The sequence below is a fragment of the Mucilaginibacter sp. UR6-11 genome (assembly GCF_020880695.1).
In the GTDB taxonomy this organism is placed as follows: domain Bacteria; phylum Bacteroidota; class Bacteroidia; order Sphingobacteriales; family Sphingobacteriaceae; genus Mucilaginibacter.
Genome location: NZ_JAJIWO010000007.1, coordinates 141,408 through 157,630, shown reverse-complemented (window position 1 = coordinate 157,630; position 16,223 = coordinate 141,408). Strand labels below are relative to the sequence as shown.

General features: G+C 43.3%; 13 protein-coding genes. 9 read left to right on the top strand and 4 right to left on the bottom strand.

Annotated features, from left to right (window positions below; translation table 11 throughout):
- Positions 1-202 precede the first annotated feature (202 nt).
- On the top strand, positions 203-1,273 hold the full coding sequence (locus LJ658_RS16200) for an AI-2E family transporter (protein ID WP_230547579.1): 1,071 nt from the start codon (positions 203-205) through the stop codon (positions 1,271-1,273).
- Here LJ658_RS16200 and LJ658_RS16195 read toward each other — a convergent pair.
- Complete coding sequence (locus LJ658_RS16195) at positions 1,270-3,921, bottom strand: cation-transporting P-type ATPase (protein ID WP_230547578.1); 2,652 nt, start codon at positions 3,919-3,921, stop codon at positions 1,270-1,272. The genes LJ658_RS16200 and LJ658_RS16195 overlap by 4 nt on opposite strands.
- A 113-nt stretch (positions 3,922-4,034) precedes the next feature.
- The gene (locus tag LJ658_RS16190) at positions 4,035-4,871 is read right to left on the bottom strand and encodes a universal stress protein (RefSeq protein WP_230547577.1); all 837 of its coding nucleotides are present in this window, start codon (positions 4,869-4,871) and stop codon (positions 4,035-4,037) included.
- A gap of 301 nt (positions 4,872-5,172) precedes the next feature.
- Between LJ658_RS16190 and LJ658_RS16185 the strand changes: the two genes are divergently transcribed.
- The 8 genes from LJ658_RS16185 (at position 5,173) to LJ658_RS16150 (ending at position 12,053) form a co-directional block, all read left to right on the top strand.
- The gene (locus LJ658_RS16185; protein WP_230547576.1) at positions 5,173-5,367 is read left to right on the top strand and encodes a cold-shock protein; all 195 of its coding nucleotides are present in this window, start codon (positions 5,173-5,175) and stop codon (positions 5,365-5,367) included.
- Positions 5,368-5,658: 291 nt separating this feature from the next.
- The gene (locus LJ658_RS16180) at positions 5,659-6,390 is read left to right on the top strand and encodes an acyl-CoA desaturase (RefSeq protein WP_230547655.1); all 732 of its coding nucleotides are present in this window, start codon (positions 5,659-5,661) and stop codon (positions 6,388-6,390) included.
- Between the two features lie 17 nt (positions 6,391-6,407).
- Positions 6,408-6,731 (top strand): hypothetical protein, encoded by a 324-nt coding sequence (locus LJ658_RS16175; RefSeq protein ID WP_230547575.1) that lies wholly within the window; start codon positions 6,408-6,410, stop codon positions 6,729-6,731.
- Between the two features lie 219 nt (positions 6,732-6,950).
- On the top strand, positions 6,951-7,691 hold the full coding sequence (locus LJ658_RS16170) for an outer membrane lipoprotein-sorting protein (protein ID WP_230547574.1): 741 nt from the start codon (positions 6,951-6,953) through the stop codon (positions 7,689-7,691).
- 16 nt (positions 7,692-7,707) lie between these two features.
- Entirely contained in the window at positions 7,708-8,910 is a 1,203-nt protein-coding gene (locus LJ658_RS16165) for an FtsX-like permease family protein (protein WP_230547573.1), read from the top strand.
- Between the two features lie 62 nt (positions 8,911-8,972).
- Positions 8,973-10,136, top strand: a complete 1,164-nt coding sequence (locus LJ658_RS16160; protein ID WP_230547572.1) for an FtsX-like permease family protein — start codon at positions 8,973-8,975, stop codon at positions 10,134-10,136.
- A 43-nt stretch (positions 10,137-10,179) separates the two neighbouring features.
- A complete protein-coding gene (locus tag LJ658_RS16155) occupies positions 10,180-10,902 on the top strand; it encodes an ABC transporter ATP-binding protein (RefSeq protein ID WP_230547571.1) in 723 nt (240 codons plus the stop codon).
- Positions 10,899-12,053: a DUF1302 family protein gene (locus tag LJ658_RS16150; protein ID WP_230547570.1), complete on the top strand. Its 1,155-nt coding sequence runs from the start codon at positions 10,899-10,901 to the stop codon at positions 12,051-12,053. Before LJ658_RS16155 ends, LJ658_RS16150 begins: the two co-directional genes overlap by 4 nt.
- A gap of 231 nt (positions 12,054-12,284) precedes the next feature.
- On the opposite strand, the gene LJ658_RS16145 is transcribed toward LJ658_RS16150, so the two are convergent.
- Both LJ658_RS16145 and LJ658_RS16140 read right to left on the bottom strand, forming a co-directional pair.
- Positions 12,285-15,059, bottom strand: coding sequence for an outer membrane beta-barrel family protein (locus LJ658_RS16145; RefSeq protein ID WP_230547569.1), 2,775 nt, complete (start codon positions 15,057-15,059; stop codon positions 12,285-12,287).
- A 157-nt stretch (positions 15,060-15,216) separates the two neighbouring features.
- A complete protein-coding gene (locus LJ658_RS16140; RefSeq protein WP_230547568.1) occupies positions 15,217-16,209 on the bottom strand; it encodes a FecR family protein in 993 nt (330 codons plus the stop codon).
- Between the last annotated feature and the right edge of the window lie 14 nt (positions 16,210-16,223).

The following is a 16,223-nucleotide window of genomic DNA, read 5'->3' as shown; positions in this document are numbered from 1 at the left end:
AAGAAGGTTCAGGGACTACTGGTCTTGGGCGATAAAGTTTTGATAATGGGTAAACTACATAGACCAATACGACCAAATTAATTGTTGATCTTGAATTTAGAGGAGATTGTCCTGGATCAACAAAATCTCATGGTAAAACAATATAAAGGAATTATATTAGATCATAAAAAGCACGCACTGTAAAAAAATGTAAAATCAAACCATGCTAAAAGAAATGCCGGTTACCGTAAAACGGACCATAGAACTCATTGGCCTGTTTGTTTTAGGGATGATCATAGTAGTTGGAAATACGATCATCATGCCATTGCTGATGGCCTTCTTTTTTAGCCTGCTGCTTTTACCGGTATTTCGTTTTTTCAGAAAATTAAAAGTGCCTGAAGTGATTGCCGTTTTTTTACCAATCTTGTTATTAACCATCATCGTGGCGTTGATTATTTGGCTGTTCTCCGGTCAGGTGGGTGCTTTGTTGGACGATTTTCCGCAGGTCCAACGTACTGTAGCCAAACATCTGGATGATTTGAGTATCTGGATCAGCACGTCATTTGGCTACTCTCCGGCAGAACAAGTGAGGTTCATCAATGTGCAGAGTAAAAAATTATTCAGTTCTCTGGGGGACGTTTTAGGCAGTGCCGCCGGATCCTTGTCAAGCATCATTATATTTATGGGCTTACTTCCAATCTACATTTACTTTATTATCCTGTACCGAAATCTTTTCTTGAAGTTCCTGCTGATGTGGTTCAAAAAAGAAGAACACGAAGACGTGGAGGAAATTGTGCGGCAAACAGAAAAAATGGCTAAAAACTACCTCGTCGGATTACTGATACAAATAACCTATATTATTATTCTTTTAGGAGGAGCGCTGTGGCTTTTTGGCATCCAGAACGCATTATTGATAGGGATCATCTTTGCTTTCTTAAACCTGATACCGTACCTGGGGGCCTTAATTGGCAATATCCTCGGTGTATTGCTGACCCTGGCTTCATCAGATAACCTGGTTGATGTGCTGATCGTATTAGGAGTCATCACAGTTGTGCAATTCCTGGATAATAATATCCTAATGCCACGTATCGTGGGTTCGCAGGTCAGGATCAATCCGTTAGTATCCATTGTCGGTATTATCGTTGGCGGCGTTATGGCCGGTTTATCGGGTATGTTCCTGGCCATGCCGGTGTTGTCTATTTTAAAGATAGTGTCAGACCGAACTAAAAATTATAAACAATGGGGTGTGTTGCTGGGAGATGAACGACCGTCAAAAAGCCAGCTGCGGGTTTAGCGGGCGGTCTTTTGGATGACCTTGTAAACCTGGAAAATAACCAGGGGCAGCAGACTTATGGTTATGGCTGTTATCCATAGTTTAAAAGGAAGTATAGACAAACCTAACACTAATCGCAGGCCGGGAGCGGCAAAAACCAACAACATCAGGCCGCTGCAAATTAAAATAGCTATCCACACCCACTTGTTCCGCGTAATTTCGTTATTAAAAAAGACCGAACCATGCGAGGACATGTTGAACACATAAAATAATTGCGCAAAAGTGAGTGTGATAAACGCTACATTATTGCAGGTATGATCATCGCTGTGAAATACTTCTTTCGTATAAAAGACAGCAATGATTACTGCCGACGTGATAACGGCGGCATATAGCGCTATCGTCAACCATTTTTTGTTGGTGATGATATTTTTTTTGGGATCTCGCGGCGGCCGAAGCATTACGGTCCTGTCACCTGTTCCTAAACCCAGCGCCAGCGCCGGGAAAATATCTGTTACCATATTCAGGAAGAGGATCTGCAGTGGCAATAAAGTGGCTGAAGGGATAAGCACACCTAATAACGTCACGATCAATATCTCGCTCAGGTTACAGGAAACCAGGTAAACCACAAATTTTTGAATGTTCTGAAAGATCTCCCGGCCGTGTGCTACCGCTCCGGCGATTGAAGTAAACGAATCATCTTTTAATATAATACTGGCTGTTTCTTTAGCTACCTGGGTCCCCCGCAGGCCCATTGCAATACCTACATCTGCTTTTTTTAAGGCCGGTGCATCGTTGACGCCATCGCCGGTCATGGCTACGATAGCGCCAGCCTGTTGGAATACCTCCGCGATCTCCAGTTTTTGTTTGGGGGAAACGCGGGCAAAAACAGCAGTAGCTAATATCCGTCGTGTCCATGCTTTGTTCAACGAACCGCTTTGAGGGAGTTCTTTCCCGGTGATCACTTCCTTGTCGCCCTCATCGGTCAGGCCGACCTTCCGGGCGATGTTCAGCGCGGTTTGGGGATGGTCGCCTGTGATCATTACTACTTTAATGCCCGCCTGCCGGCAGCTCAGGATAGCCCCTTTGATATCTATCCGGGGAGGATCGACAAAACCAGCCATCCCGATATAAACCAGGTCATTAAGGTAATTGTATGTGTTAAGAAGGTCATCCTGCCGGTAGGCAAATGCCAGCACCCGCAATCCGCTTGCCGCCATTTTTTCGGACCGTACAAGTATGGCCTTACTAGAATCGCTGTCTAAATTTTTAATTCTCCCGCCCGATTGTATTTGCGTGCATTTTTCAAGTAATCGTTCAACAGAACCCTTTGCTGCGGCAAAATATCCGTTGGCGGTTTGGTGCAGGGTGCCCATCATCATAAGTTCTGAACTAAAGGGCAACTCTGCAATACGGACGTATTGCCTGATCAATGTATTGGTATCTAAACCTGCGGCGATAGCTACCTGCACTAATGCCATTTCCACGGGATCGCCGGTTACTTCATCCGCATTATTGCACAGGATGCCGGTTAATAAAAGTTTATTGAAATTTTCATTGCTTACTTTGATCGCGCCGCCCGGGAATTTTAGCAGGTTATTTTCGATATGGACCTTAATACTCTCATCCGGAAATGCGAATGTGTCCGCATGGATCTTATTTTCGGTTAGAGTACCGGTCTTGTCCGTCAGGATCACCCCGGTGCTGCCAAGCGTTTCTATGGCTGATAATTTCTTAACAATCGCGTTTCGTTTGGCCATCAGCAACATGCCGTAGGATAAGGCAACGGTCGCGACGATAGGCAAACCCTCAGGTATGGCAGCCACTGCCAGGGCAATAGAGGTTTCTATAATGGTCAGGACAGTTTTACCCCGGATAAAGCCCGTTACCGCAAATATTGCAGTCATAACCAGCGTGATCCAGATCAGCTTCCGGCTTAGCCTGTTGAGCTTTTGATCCAACGGAGTGACTGTAGCGGTCGCGTTTTCAACCAAAGCAGTAATAGCACCTAACTGCGTATGCGCGGCAATACCGGTTACTACCATTCTCCCGTTTCCATTGATAACGGAAGTGCCTTTAAAAACCATGTTCTGCCGATCGCCGATAACGGTATCTGCCGGCAGTACACCGGTGGCCTTGTCAGCGGGGAGCGATTCGCCGGTAAGTGAGGATTCATCGCAGAGCAGCCGGCTAAGGGCTACTATGCGCCCATCTGCGGGAATGATGTCACCAGCCTCCAGCAAAACAAGGTCGCCGGGCACCACCGCTTCAGCGGGTATAGACCTGACTTCGCCATTACGGATCACTTTAGTATGGATCACCTCCATCTTTTTCAATGCGTTCATTGAACTGCGGGCTTGCATCTCCATAAAAAAACCGATCAGCGCATTGATGATAATAACTATCAGGATGGCTATGGTTTCCAGGAGATCTTTAAAATATACGGAGACACCTGCGCCAAAAACCAGCAGGTATACAATAGGGTTCCTGAATTGGGACAGAAGGATCGTCCATAGGTTTTTTTGCTGTTGTGTTTGGTAAGTGTTTGGGCCATAAGCTTTATGGCGTTTTGCTGCATCATGGTCAGAAATTCCTTTATGACTGTCTGTTTGAGCCAGCCTGACCACCTCCTCTACAGTTAATGAAAAAGGATGATCCAAAGGATATTTCATTTACTTTCCCTCCCGTTTGTTATTGTTTGACCAGTTTAATGGCGAAACTGACGGCAGCCTTTGATTGACGGACTGATTGGCGGCAATAACTGTCTTTTCCATGATTTCTCATTTTAATGGTGCGCAATAAATAAAGGTGCATCAATCGCCTTCATTAAGTGGTCCGCCATACTGGATTTAAACCAGCGGGACACTCCGCCCCGTTGATAGGCTCCTAAAACCACCAGGCTGTTTTTATTGTTGCCCTTGAGGTAGGTTAATAACTCGTCTTCCGGGTTACCAGTTAAAAGCGTATAGCTTGCCGCCGGGTAATGACAGGTGATAAATTCTTTTACTAAAACTTCGTCAGGGAGTTCGGCCGTATCTGAAATAGCTGTCACAGAAACCACTTCCGTGGTTTTGCTTCGCAGCCACGGCATCATATAATTAAACATCTTTATGGCATACACCGCCGCTGGTTTGCCGTCATATAAGAGCATTACTTTTTCAATTTCGCGATATTCTCGGGGTACGATCAATACCGGGCATTGGGCCCCCGCCAACAGTTCACGGATAAAATAGGTGGGCGACTGGCCGGGTAAATGGCTGAATGTTTCCCCGGAACTGATAAGCAGCAGATCACTATAGATACTTTCCTTCAGCGCCTCGGGTATTGCAAGACCTGGATCATGGTGCAGAGTGTAATTCAAATGCGCCTTTTTGCAGGCCTGTTCAAATGTACTTGCTGATTTTAGCCGTGTCTCCTTATCCTTTTCCAACAGGTGTTTCATTTTTACTTGCGACACGCCGTGTTTTCCAATAAGATCTGTCAACGTGTAGCTATTATAGAGAAATGATTCCAGGAAAATTCCTGACAGCAGTGCCTTGCTGCTTTCGGCTAGTTTGATCGCATAAGCCAGCGTGTTGTCTGCAAATTTCAGTCCATCAAAAACAGCGCTTATTTTTTTCATGATCTTGGAATTGATACAGGTGGAATGAAAGGCATTTATCGCTGCTTAATCCGGTGAATTCTATGCTCAAAGTAATTAAATACCGATTGGATAATGCATGATTCTCATCAGGGTCGAAAGTGATGCTCGTCATAATTAATTTAATTGATAGCATCAATACTGGATAGCCGGGTTTATTGGCCCGTTTTAACTTGCTTTATAACCACATTGTCATATAACGGTGTTTATTAACGTATTCTGCATCAGCGAGTTATTTGTCGGCTATTTATGCGTACCTTGTATCATATTAATTAAAAATACAATGCAAAAAGAAGGAACCGTGAAATTTTTCAATGACCAAAAAGGTTTTGGATTCATTTCACAAAATGACAACAGGAACGAGATTTTCGTTCATGTGACAGGACTCATCGACGAGATTCGTGAAAACGATCAGGTAGCGTACGATGTACAAGAAGGCAAAAAAGGCCTGAACGCGATCAATGTTAAAGTTATCTAATACATCACTATAAAATTATCGTAAAGCACTGCCTTTACCGGCGGTGCTTTTTGTTTTAAACAACAATAAATAAAGGGATTAGCAGTTTAATACTATAATCTTTCAAATTCTACTTAAGTACCTGCTGTTTTTTGGCCGGCCAGCGCACCTTAAATCATTACCGCGCTGCTTCCGCCAGGCGAAGTCCAGGCCACAGTGAACCATTACCCTCTCTGTTGACTACCCCAATTATTCATCCCCGGCTTTGCTATGCCCGGGAATTTAACCATTGCTACTCATCATTTTTTTATGCTGATCATTTTATTGTTTTTTATCGGCCATTGGTTCGGCTCTTTATTTTTCCAGACCTTTTTCCAACACCGTTACGCTTCCCACCGGATGTTTACCACGAGTAAATTCTGGGAACGCGTTTTTTATCTGCTTGCCTATCTTTTTGAGGGCGCTTCATTTTTAAATCCACGGGCCTATGCTTTGATGCACCGGGAGCACCACGCTTTCAGCGATACAGACAAAGACCCCCATTCGCCGCATTTTTTCACTGATGTGTATCAAATGATGAATCACACCATCAAAACTTTTGGTGATTACGTCAAACGTACCAAGGACCCAGAAGCTCAGTTTCCGGGACATTATCCCGAATGGCCTGTTGTTGACCGTATGGGCTCGTCGATACTTTCCAGGTTATTGTTTGGCGCGGCTTATACCGCATTCTATATTTTCTTTGCACCATATTGGTGGCTATTCCTGCTATTGCCTATTCACTTTATGATGGGGCCTATTCATGGCGCTATCGTTAACTGGTGCGGGCATAAATATGGTTACGCAAACTTTGACAACAAGGACAAATCCAAAAACACTACGCCCTTTGACTTCTTGATGCTGGGCGAATTGTTTCAGAACAACCACCACAAACATCCCAACAGCGCCAATTTCGGTAAACGCTGGTTCGAAATCGACCCCGTTTACCCCGTGATGAAACTAATGCACTGGCTGCGTATCATCAGACTCAGAAGAGCCTATTAATTTTATTTAAAAGAGAAGTGAACTATAAAACCCCCGAATACCTGGCGAAAGAATATCTCTTCGACCTAAACAATATTGCGCATGAATACGGCTTTAAGGCCGGCGAAAGCTGGAAAATAGGCCTGGCTACCGCGGCTGAGAAGGCAGCCATTGAAAAAAACTATCACCCTGTTATTTCCACGAAGGTATCACCCGAATTTTTGCCGCAACTTTATCGTATCGTCAAAGCTACATTCGGCCAGGCACTGAACAGCGCAGAAAGCGCTATGAATGCCAAAAGCCTAATCCAAAGTGCACTGTACTACGTTGTAGCTCACAATCCCGGCCGCCCGCGTCGGTGATTTTCTGCGCGAATCCCGGCTATTCGGCAACTGGTTCACCTCCAGTTTTTTTTCCAAATGGCACGCCGTTCATAGCTCAAAAGTATAGGCCGACGGGCCGCTTTTGAGCTTTTTTAATACGTAAGCGGAAAGCCTGACCAGCATCATGTATCTATATGACCGGTGTCAGTATCCTCATCACCCTGTTCTTTTATTTTTAATATTAAAATAAACACAGGTATGAGACCGACAATTATTTTGTTTTTCATCTTTTCATTTTTCAGGTCGTTCTCGCAGGATGCGAAAGAAATTGTGAGAAAAGCTGATGAAAAGATGCGGGGCGCGACAATGCAGGCCGAAATCATTATCAAAACTCTCCGCCCGACCTGGAGCAGGGAAATGCAATGTAAAATATGGACAAAGGGCAACCAGCTTTCCATAATCCTCATTCAATCCCCGGCCAAAGATAAGGGGACTGTTTTCTTGAAAAAGCGAAAAGAGGTATGGAACTGGATGCCCGTTTTAGATCGCAATATTAAACTCCCCCCGTCAATGATGAGCCAGAGCTGGATGGGTACTGATTTTACTAACGATGACCTGGTGAAGGAATCTTCCATCGTGGATGATTACAACCAAGCCATTATGGGCGATACCGTTATACAAAACAGGCGTTGCTATATCATCCGCATGATACCCAAGCCCGCAACCGCAGTGGTATGGAGTAAGGTGATTATATGTATTGACAAAACAGATTTCCTTGAATTGAACAGCCGTTTTTTTGATGATGACGGTCAACTCATTAATACCATGAACAGCTATGATATAAAATTGATGCATGACCGTATCATCCCAACCCGGTTTGAAATGATACCTGCCGATAAAAAGGGGCAAAAAACAGTAATGATCTATAGCAATATTCAATACAATAAACCTATTGACGATAATTTCTTCTCGGTGGAGAAGATGAAAACCCTCAATTAATATGTGGCTGATAAAAATGGCATGGAAGAATATGTGGCGTAATAACATGCGAACGCTTATTACAATGGCCGCTATTTTTTTTGCTGTTATTTTATCTGTCATAGCCAGTAGTTTGAAAGACGGCATTTTTAATAACCTGGTCAAAAATGTGGTAAGTTTTTATACTGGGTACGTACAGGTCCACAAACAAGGATACTGGAATGAGCAAATCCTGGATAATAGCTTTGAATCATCGGCAGGGGCAACGCGGAAAATTTTAAGTGATAAAAATGTGCTTACTGTTACTTCAAGGATAGAATCATTTGCATTGGCGTCTTCGGCTGCCATAACCAAGGGGGCACTGGTTGCAGGCATCGAGCCCGAAAAAGAGAATCAGATCACTTTATTAAAAAATAAAATTGTACAAGGCAGTTACCTGAAGGATAACGAACAGGCAGTGTTGTTGTCGCAGGGACTGGCTGAAAGGTTGAAATTGAAAACTAATGATACCGTATTGCTCATCGGGCAGGGGTATCACGGTGCCACAGCAGCAGGTAAATATCTGATCAAAGGGATAGTAAAATTTGGCTCGCCTGAGTTAAATGGCAAATCACTATTTATGCCCCTGGCTGTCGCACAGGATTTTTACAGCGCTAATGGCATGGTAACCTCTTATATTCTTTCATTGAAGGACACCAGGGACCTGCAAACTACCAGGTCAACCATGGCTGAGGCCCTCGGCCCAGCTTACGAAGTGATGACCTGGGAAGAACTCATGCCGGATATCAAGCAACATATCGCGTCAGATTCAAATAATATGAAATACATCCAGGGGATTTTATACCTGTTGATTTGCTTTGGCATTTTTGGCACCTTGTTAATGATGATGGTTGAAAGAAAGTTTGAAATGGGTATGCTTTTGGCGGTAGGAATGAAAAAAACAAAATTGGTCTTCCTGCTGATGGTAGAATCAGTTTTCACCGTAATTACAGGTTGTCTGCTGGGGATAGCGGCCAGTATTCCTATCGTATATTATTTAAACCGCCACCCCTTAAAGATGGGCGGTGAGACCGCAAGAATATATGAAAAGTTTGGCTTTGAAGCCATATTTCCCACTTCAACCAGTGCGGCCATTTTTATTCACCAGGGTATGGTAGTGCTGTTAATCGGCTTATTGCTATCGCTGTACCCAGTATACAAAGTAATCCGGTTAGACCCTGTTACAGCAATGAAACGCTAATAAAAATGATGATGATTTTGATAATGGCATGGCGGAATATCTGGCGCAACAAAATGCGGAGCATGGTTATTATTTTATCGATTGCAGTGGGTTTATTTGCCGGTATTGCCGTGCTGGCCTTGTATAAAGGGATGATGAAAAGCAGGGTACGTACCGTTATCGACGCTGAGGTTGGCCATTTGCAGATACACGACATCAATTTTAAGAAAGATTACGAACCCAAATTTGTGCTGACGGACGGGGCCGCAATATTAAAAACAGTTAGTTCAATGCCCGCGGTTAAACTCGCCGCACCACGAAGCATAACCACCGGTATGCTCTCGACCACAACCGGCAGCGCGGGTGTGCAGATAAACGGCGTTGTTCCGCAGTTGGAATATGAGGCTTCCCAACTCAAGAAGAAGATCGTCGCCGGGAAGGTTTTTGATCCGGTTAAAAACAATGAGATCATGATCGGTCAAAAGCTGGCTACAAAGATGAAGTTAAAGGTCAGGTCGAAACTCGTGCTGACTTTTACTGATACCGCAAGCAATATGGTTTCAGGCGCGTTTCGGGTAACTGCCATTTACAAAAGCGATAATACGCCGCTGGATGAAAAAAATGTATACATAACGATGACCGATCTGAATGCTTTGCTGGGCATTTCAAACGGGTTCCACGAGGTTATGCTATTGCTAAAAAATGATAACGATGTAAATAAAGTGCAGCAGGAATTAAAGCGGGCATTTCCCGCTTATCAGATCGAATCGTGGAGGGAAATTTCGCCCGAAACGGATTTTATGGTTAAGACAACCGATCAATACTCCTATATCATCATGGTCATTATCATGTTCGCCCTGGCTTTTGGTATCGTTAATACCATGCTGATGGCCGTTTTGGAACGCACCCGCGAAATCGGTATGATGATGGCACTGGGTACCAACCGGCTAAAAGTATTCTCTTTGATTTTTCTTGAAACTATTTTCCTGACGCTTGCCGGTACACCAATCGGTATTTTAATCGGTTGGGGTACATCAGCTTATTTTAATGAACACGGGCTCGACCTTTCAGGGATGGGGCAGGATATGATGAGTAGTTTTGGTTTCGGCACAATGGTTTACCCGGAATTTCCTGCCGACAAGCTATTGGCTGTTTTGCTGATCGTTACCGGCACTGCTATCATTTCCTGCCTGTTTCCGGCGATAAAAGCGGTGAAATTGCGGCCCGTTGAGGCACTGAGAAGATAAACCGGTTTAAAATGAAAAATGTTTTCTGCTAAATAGATTAATCATGAACACAGTAATCGACGCACATAACATCAGTAAGGTATACAACAAAGAAACTATACCGGTGTACGCAGTAAACAATGTGCATCTGCACATAGAAAAAGGTGAGTTTACCGCCTTAGTAGGACCGTCCGGGTCAGGCAAAACCACCTTGCTTAACTTAATAGGCGGCCTGGACAAACCTGATGAAGGCCAGGTGCGCATCAATGGTTTGGATATCACCGGGCTATCAGCCAATCAGCTGATCGATTTCCGCCTGAAAAACATAGGGTTCGTATTTCAATCGTTTAACCTGATCCCGGTGCTTACTGCGAAAGAAAATGTAGAATTCATCATGCAGCTGCAGGGTGTGGAAAGAAGCAAAAGAGAGGCCCGGGTTAAGCAATTGTTTGGCCAGATAGAAATGACTGATAAGCTGGATAGCCGGCCGGCGCAATTATCGGGCGGGCAACAGCAGCGCGTAGCTGTTGCCCGGGCCCTGGCAACCAAGCCACAGTTTGTTTTAGCAGATGAGCCAACTGCAAACCTCGACTCCCAGTCGGCGGCTAATTTATTGGATATTATGGCAAAGCTTAACAAGGAAGAACAGATCACTTTTCTTTTTTCTACGCATGATCAGCGGGTAATTGACCGGGCCCACAGGGTTATCACCCTGGTTGACGGCAAGATAACCAGTGATACAGCAACGGTCTCAACTACACATGATAATGTCAGTGAGAAGAAATGAAAAAGCTGGTGGCTATCGGGTTTATCTTTTCATTTGCAATAGCCGCAAATGCCCAGGACAGCACCGCAACATCAAAAAAGCTGACCATCAACGGATATGTTAAAAATCTTCAGACCCTCACATTTGATAAAGACTTCAGCGATTTAATATCGGGCAACACTATTCACAACCGGATCAATGTAAAATGGTTGCCGACAGCCCGGCTTACCGCTGATGCCGAGTTTCGTACGCGGTTGATCTGGGGGGATGAAGTAAAGCAGACCCCTGGCTTTGTATCGCTATTGCGAAACCAAAACGAGGCAATAAATATGCAAAAGATATGGATTGAAAATAAGTCGCTGGTTTTGCTGACCAATGTGGAAAGGCTGTATGTTGATTATGGAAATGATCAACTGAATATCCGTGTCGGGCGCCAGCGTATCAACTGGGGGATGGCTACCACCTGGAATCCCAATGACATTTTTAATTCCTACAATTTTCTTGACTTCGACTATGAAGAACGACCGGGTGTGGATGGGGGTAGAGCCAGGTATCTTTTCAGCAGCTCTTTTAATACCGAAATTGCCTATGCCAATACCGGTAAAAAAAACGGAAATGTAGCAGCGCTTAAATATGCCCTCAATAAATGGGGTTATGACCTGCAACTCATTACCGGATGGTACTATAAAAATCCCACCATAGGCGCCGGCTGGGCGGGTAGTATTAAAGATGCCGGTTTTAAAGGCGAGGTGCAGTATTTTTTGCCAGGAAGGGATTCAACCAACCATTTGAACCTGACCCTCCAGGGGGATTATATGTTTAAAAACGGCTGGTATGTTAATTTAGGGCTTTTATTTAATAACCGCGGTTTAAACAAATCTCTGAATAATTGGGGCAATTTAAACCTGGGACTTTCACCGGAAAACCTGATGCCTACGAAATGGAATATCATTGCTACAACAACGAAGGAGCTCACTCCGCTGTTATCTGCAAATCTGAGTATACTTTATGCCCCCGGGACAAACCTGCTTATCCTTTATCCGTCCTTCCGGTATAATCTAGCTACCAATCTTGATGCGGACCTGGTATGGCAATCATTTTTTGCTGAACAGGCTCATGTTTTTGAAGCGGTGAGCCACATCTGCTTTTTGCGGCTGAAATGGAACTTTTAGTGCCCGGTCAATCATTCTTTAAATTAAAGGAAACACTTATTTAAGTGTTTCCTCAAGTTCCTGAAGCCAGCCCCGAACCAGCGACCTCTGATTAACAGAAAAATCTAAATTCGATGCCGGTTTAATTAATGATCTGCTTATGAAATGCAATACTGTACCTTGCCTTATATTTCCAAGTTATAATATGCCAAAATCGAAATAGATTTAAAGACTGCCACTTTTATCATTGACCTACAGGCGGCCCCTCGCCTCATTTCCCGCAGCGTCAATATCCTCCTTATTATTTTGTTTTTTTCCACCAGAGAAATTATAGGTTAAGAAAATCCCGATATATCTCACGTATGCAAGTCTGTTTCTTATAACATCTCTGTTAAATTCGGGGGTGATGATCTGGTACCGGGGTTTATATAGTTTAAAGGGGTCCTGCAGTTCTAAACTGGAGGTGAGTTGATTATTAAAAAAGCTCTTCTTTATAGTTACATCAAGTTTTCCGTAACTAAACTGGTTAGTAATATCATGAAAATCGCTGCCGTTGTAAAAACCAGACACCTCAATAAAGTATTTATTTGGTAAATTAAACTTATTAGTTCCCCATAGGTTTTGTGTAAACTTTTCCCGATGCAAAACGTCAGTACGGCGAAGGTCTAGAGTACGGTATCTGAAAGTACTGCTTGTATTGAACTCCCACCAACTGGTGAGCTTTATAGGGATGTACAGTGACAAAAAAACATTATTATTGTCACTGATATTCTCATCCTTCGAAATAATCACATTACCTATATTGGTAACATTTGAGGCAATGCCATTAGTAGTATTTTGGTAGCCAACGGTTAAGGTATACTTGCTTTTCAGTAAATATTCTAATTGTAAATTATTGCTGTAATAGGGCCGTAATTCGGCATTACCTTCCTCAATGCTATTGAGGCTGGTATAAGTCACAAATGGATTCAATTGCCTGAACCCGGGCCGGTCTATTCTCCGGTCATAGGAGAGGGTAAATGAATGCTCCTCGCCAAATTTCCTGTTTAAAAAGGCCGAGGGGAAAAAGTCCCATTGATTACGCCCGATGGTTTGTCCTGTTATAATTGATCTGCCGCTATAATTTGTCTGTTCCGTTCTTAATCCAAATTTAACATTCAGGTTTTTGTAAGATTGTGCGAGTGTACTATAAAAAGCAAGTATATTTTCGTTATACCTAAAACTGTTTGACCGTTTTGGGTCCAGGGGAGCCTGACCATCGAGGCCGTTCCGGTAATCGATGGAATAGTCAGTTTTTGAAGAGGTGAATTTGCTGCCGGCGCTGAATACCAGTGATTTGGATAGATGTTTTTCCAGATCGATATTGGCGACATGGACCATAGATTTGCCCAGCGTTTTGGCAAACAAACTATCGCGCGGACGAAATTCTGCACCTGCACTGTTTAAATACCGTGTTTCCAGAGCGGACGGGTCCTTTGAGCCATAAGAAATGTAGCTATACCCGATATCTAACCTGCTCCCGGCCGAATCCAGTTTATTCCGGTAAAACGCGTTGGCCATCTGGTTAACATAACTGAATAACGACTTCCTGGTAGCATGAGACGAGGAATCAATTGTACTTGTTTGCGCGTTATGCAAATAAGTAATATCGGTAGTAAATGTGCTGCCAAGGCTGCCGGGATTAATATATCTGTTGTAACTGACCCCGACAGTTTGTTTGGAGTTTAGCTTATAATCGATAGCGGCATTATAACCAATATTATGATAACGCTCTAAATACTGTTCTGTCTGTCTGCTGAAAATACCTGTAGCATCAAATTTCTGGGTAATGTCGTCCTCATAAAAAGCGGGAGAAAAAAAATAGTTAAAACCTCCCTGTAAATTGAATTTACCTGTCCGGTAATTAAGGAACGTAGTAGCTTTAGTGTTGTCGTGTCCGTTATACCAGTATCCGGTGCTGACATTGCCTGACAATCCGAATTTGTATTCGGATTTTAAAACAATGTTTATGACCACCCCATTGTTCTGGGCATCATTTTCGGCACCCGGAACAGCCTTTAACTCATAAGATTTAATAGATTCTGAAGGAATGGATCGGAGATAAGACAATAGCTGATCTCCGGACAGCGGAATTTTCCTGTTATCCACATAAACGGTCACCCCCTCTGAGCCCCTGAACAAAATTTCTTTGCCGTCAAAGTAAACTCCGGGTATCACGCTAAATAGTTTAAGTGCATTTTCGCCCCTTTCGTATACGCTGCCTTCTACATTCAAGGTTAATTTGTCCGCATACCGACTGAGCAGGGGTCTTCTGTCAGTGATCGTAACGCCTTTTAACCGGATGGACGCTGTCAGTATAATGTCGGGTAGTATGACGATCTGTGCTTCATCAACTTTTATAGCCTGCGTTAAACTGTCTGTTTCGGGCGATGTTACGCTAAGCAGATACTCTCCCTTTTCAAAAACTTTTAAATTAAATCGGCCGCCTGTGTCTGCAAGAGCGGTAAATGCAATATTATGATCGGCGGATTTAGTGATCTTTATTGTAGCCAGCTCAACCGGCTTGCCGTTGCTGCCGATAACCCTGCCCTTTATAGTATAACCAGTTTGTTGTCGTCTTTTTTCCAATAAAATCTTATTATCAATTTGCCGAAAAGAGAGGTCAGTGTTTTTTAACAAGTTATTTAACACATCCTCTACAGGCCTGGTGTTTAAAGTCATATTAAGGCCGTTGATCATTCCTATATCGGCTTTTCTGTAGTAGAACCGGAAACTGGTTTGTGCCTCTATTTTTTTTAATCCGGTTAGCAGGCTTTCGTTTTCCAGTTTTATGGTCACCTGATAACTGCTCATGTCCTGGCCCTTTACACCAATTGCCAGAAGCAGCTGAAAAGAGATGGAGATAAAAAGAAATGTGATCAGACTTACACGCATTAACCAAATGATAAATTGTTTTTTTTGAAATAGTATTTTAAAAGGGAGAGCATGCCTCATTCCCGCATTCCACATTATTGCAGAATTTTTCATAGTTTTAAATGTTTTAAGTGATTCCAATTATTTAAAACCCCGGATTTCCGGGTTGCCTGTGAACCGATGGCCGTCGGTTTACAGGTTTTTACTTTTTCTCCTGCCTGGAGGATAAAAGTCTCTTTTAGGCTTAGATGCTTTTCATTTATTTTTTATGTTAGTTGCAACCAGGCCCGTCGATAACGAAACTGCCGTCTGGTTTCGTTTGATAAGTAGCATTATTAAAAGCGCAGATCACTTTGAGTATGTTATCCAGCCGTTCACCTTTCAGGGCGGTTCCGGTAAACCGGCAGGTTTTAAGTTTTTGATTGGCGAAGCTTATCTTTACGTTAAATTGCTTTTGCAATTGTAAAACGGCGTCCCCGAAATTGACATCATCAAAATAAAGCTCATTTTGCTGCCAGGCGATAGCCAAATTAGCATCTACTGTTTGTTTGACAGCTTCATTATTTAAGCTATTATAGCTAATCTGCTGGTTAGGTGTTAATACTCCCAATAGCTTACCACCTTTGGCTACGCTTACTTTACCCCGGGTTACCGTTACCTCGACGGTATGCTTGTTTTTATCCTCCCTGATATCAAATGCTGTCCCTAATACGGTTGTAACCAAATTGCCTGTATGAATGATAAAAGGTTGATTGGCGTGATGCTTAACATCAAAGTAAGCCTCGCCGGATAAATAAACCTCTCTTAGTTTTGCCGTAAATTTTTTTGGATATTTCAGCTCCGACGCTTCGTTAACCCACACCTCGCTACCGTCAGGTAAGATAACTTGTCTTTTTTGGTGAACCGGAACTTTTAATGCAGTAAGCTGCGTGGTGACTGATCGTTTTTGCAGCGCAGGCCACTCATAGTACAGTGCTAAGGAGATCACTAATATGGCGGCTGCAGCCATCCTTTTCCAAAGCATATGCTTCCTGTGGGGCATCGTTATTATTTTATTCTCGGTTTTACTGATGCTGATCCTGATATCGTTAAAAACATCAGCTAACCATTTTTCCTGAGCAATAGAATCTAATCTCTGCCAGGTTGGGTCAGTATTTCCATTTTCATCCAGCCATTTTTCAACAAGCCGATCTTCGTTAAGGGATGTTTCCCTTTTCACGTAACGGTCCAGCAGCGTTTCGATATCGCGGTTCATTTTCGACATTTTGACAATAGTCG

Excerpts from the sequence above, each read along its gene's own strand:
- LJ658_RS16170 (WP_230547574.1), top strand. The coding sequence starts at position 6,951 with ATGAGACCGACAATTATTTTGTTTTTCATCTTTTCATTTTTCAGGTCG.
- LJ658_RS16160 (WP_230547572.1), top strand. The coding sequence starts at position 8,973 with ATGGTTATTATTTTATCGATTGCAGTGGGTTTATTTGCCGGTATTGCC.
- LJ658_RS16190 (WP_230547577.1), bottom strand. The coding sequence starts at position 4,871 with ATGAAAAAAATAAGCGCTGTTTTTGATGGACTGAAATTTGCAGACAAC.
- LJ658_RS16165 (WP_230547573.1), top strand. The coding sequence starts at position 7,708 with ATGGCATGGAAGAATATGTGGCGTAATAACATGCGAACGCTTATTACA.
- LJ658_RS16140 (WP_230547568.1), bottom strand. The coding sequence starts at position 16,209 with ATGTCGAAAATGAACCGCGATATCGAAACGCTGCTGGACCGTTACGTG.
- LJ658_RS16195 (WP_230547578.1), bottom strand. The coding sequence starts at position 3,921 with ATGAAATATCCTTTGGATCATCCTTTTTCATTAACTGTAGAGGAGGTG.
- LJ658_RS16200 (WP_230547579.1), top strand. The coding sequence starts at position 203 with ATGCTAAAAGAAATGCCGGTTACCGTAAAACGGACCATAGAACTCATT.
- LJ658_RS16150 (WP_230547570.1), top strand. The coding sequence starts at position 10,899 with ATGAAAAAGCTGGTGGCTATCGGGTTTATCTTTTCATTTGCAATAGCC.
- LJ658_RS16155 (WP_230547571.1), top strand. The coding sequence starts at position 10,180 with ATGAACACAGTAATCGACGCACATAACATCAGTAAGGTATACAACAAA.
- LJ658_RS16145 (WP_230547569.1), bottom strand. The coding sequence starts at position 15,059 with ATGAAAAATTCTGCAATAATGTGGAATGCGGGAATGAGGCATGCTCTC.
- LJ658_RS16185 (WP_230547576.1), top strand. The coding sequence starts at position 5,173 with ATGCAAAAAGAAGGAACCGTGAAATTTTTCAATGACCAAAAAGGTTTT.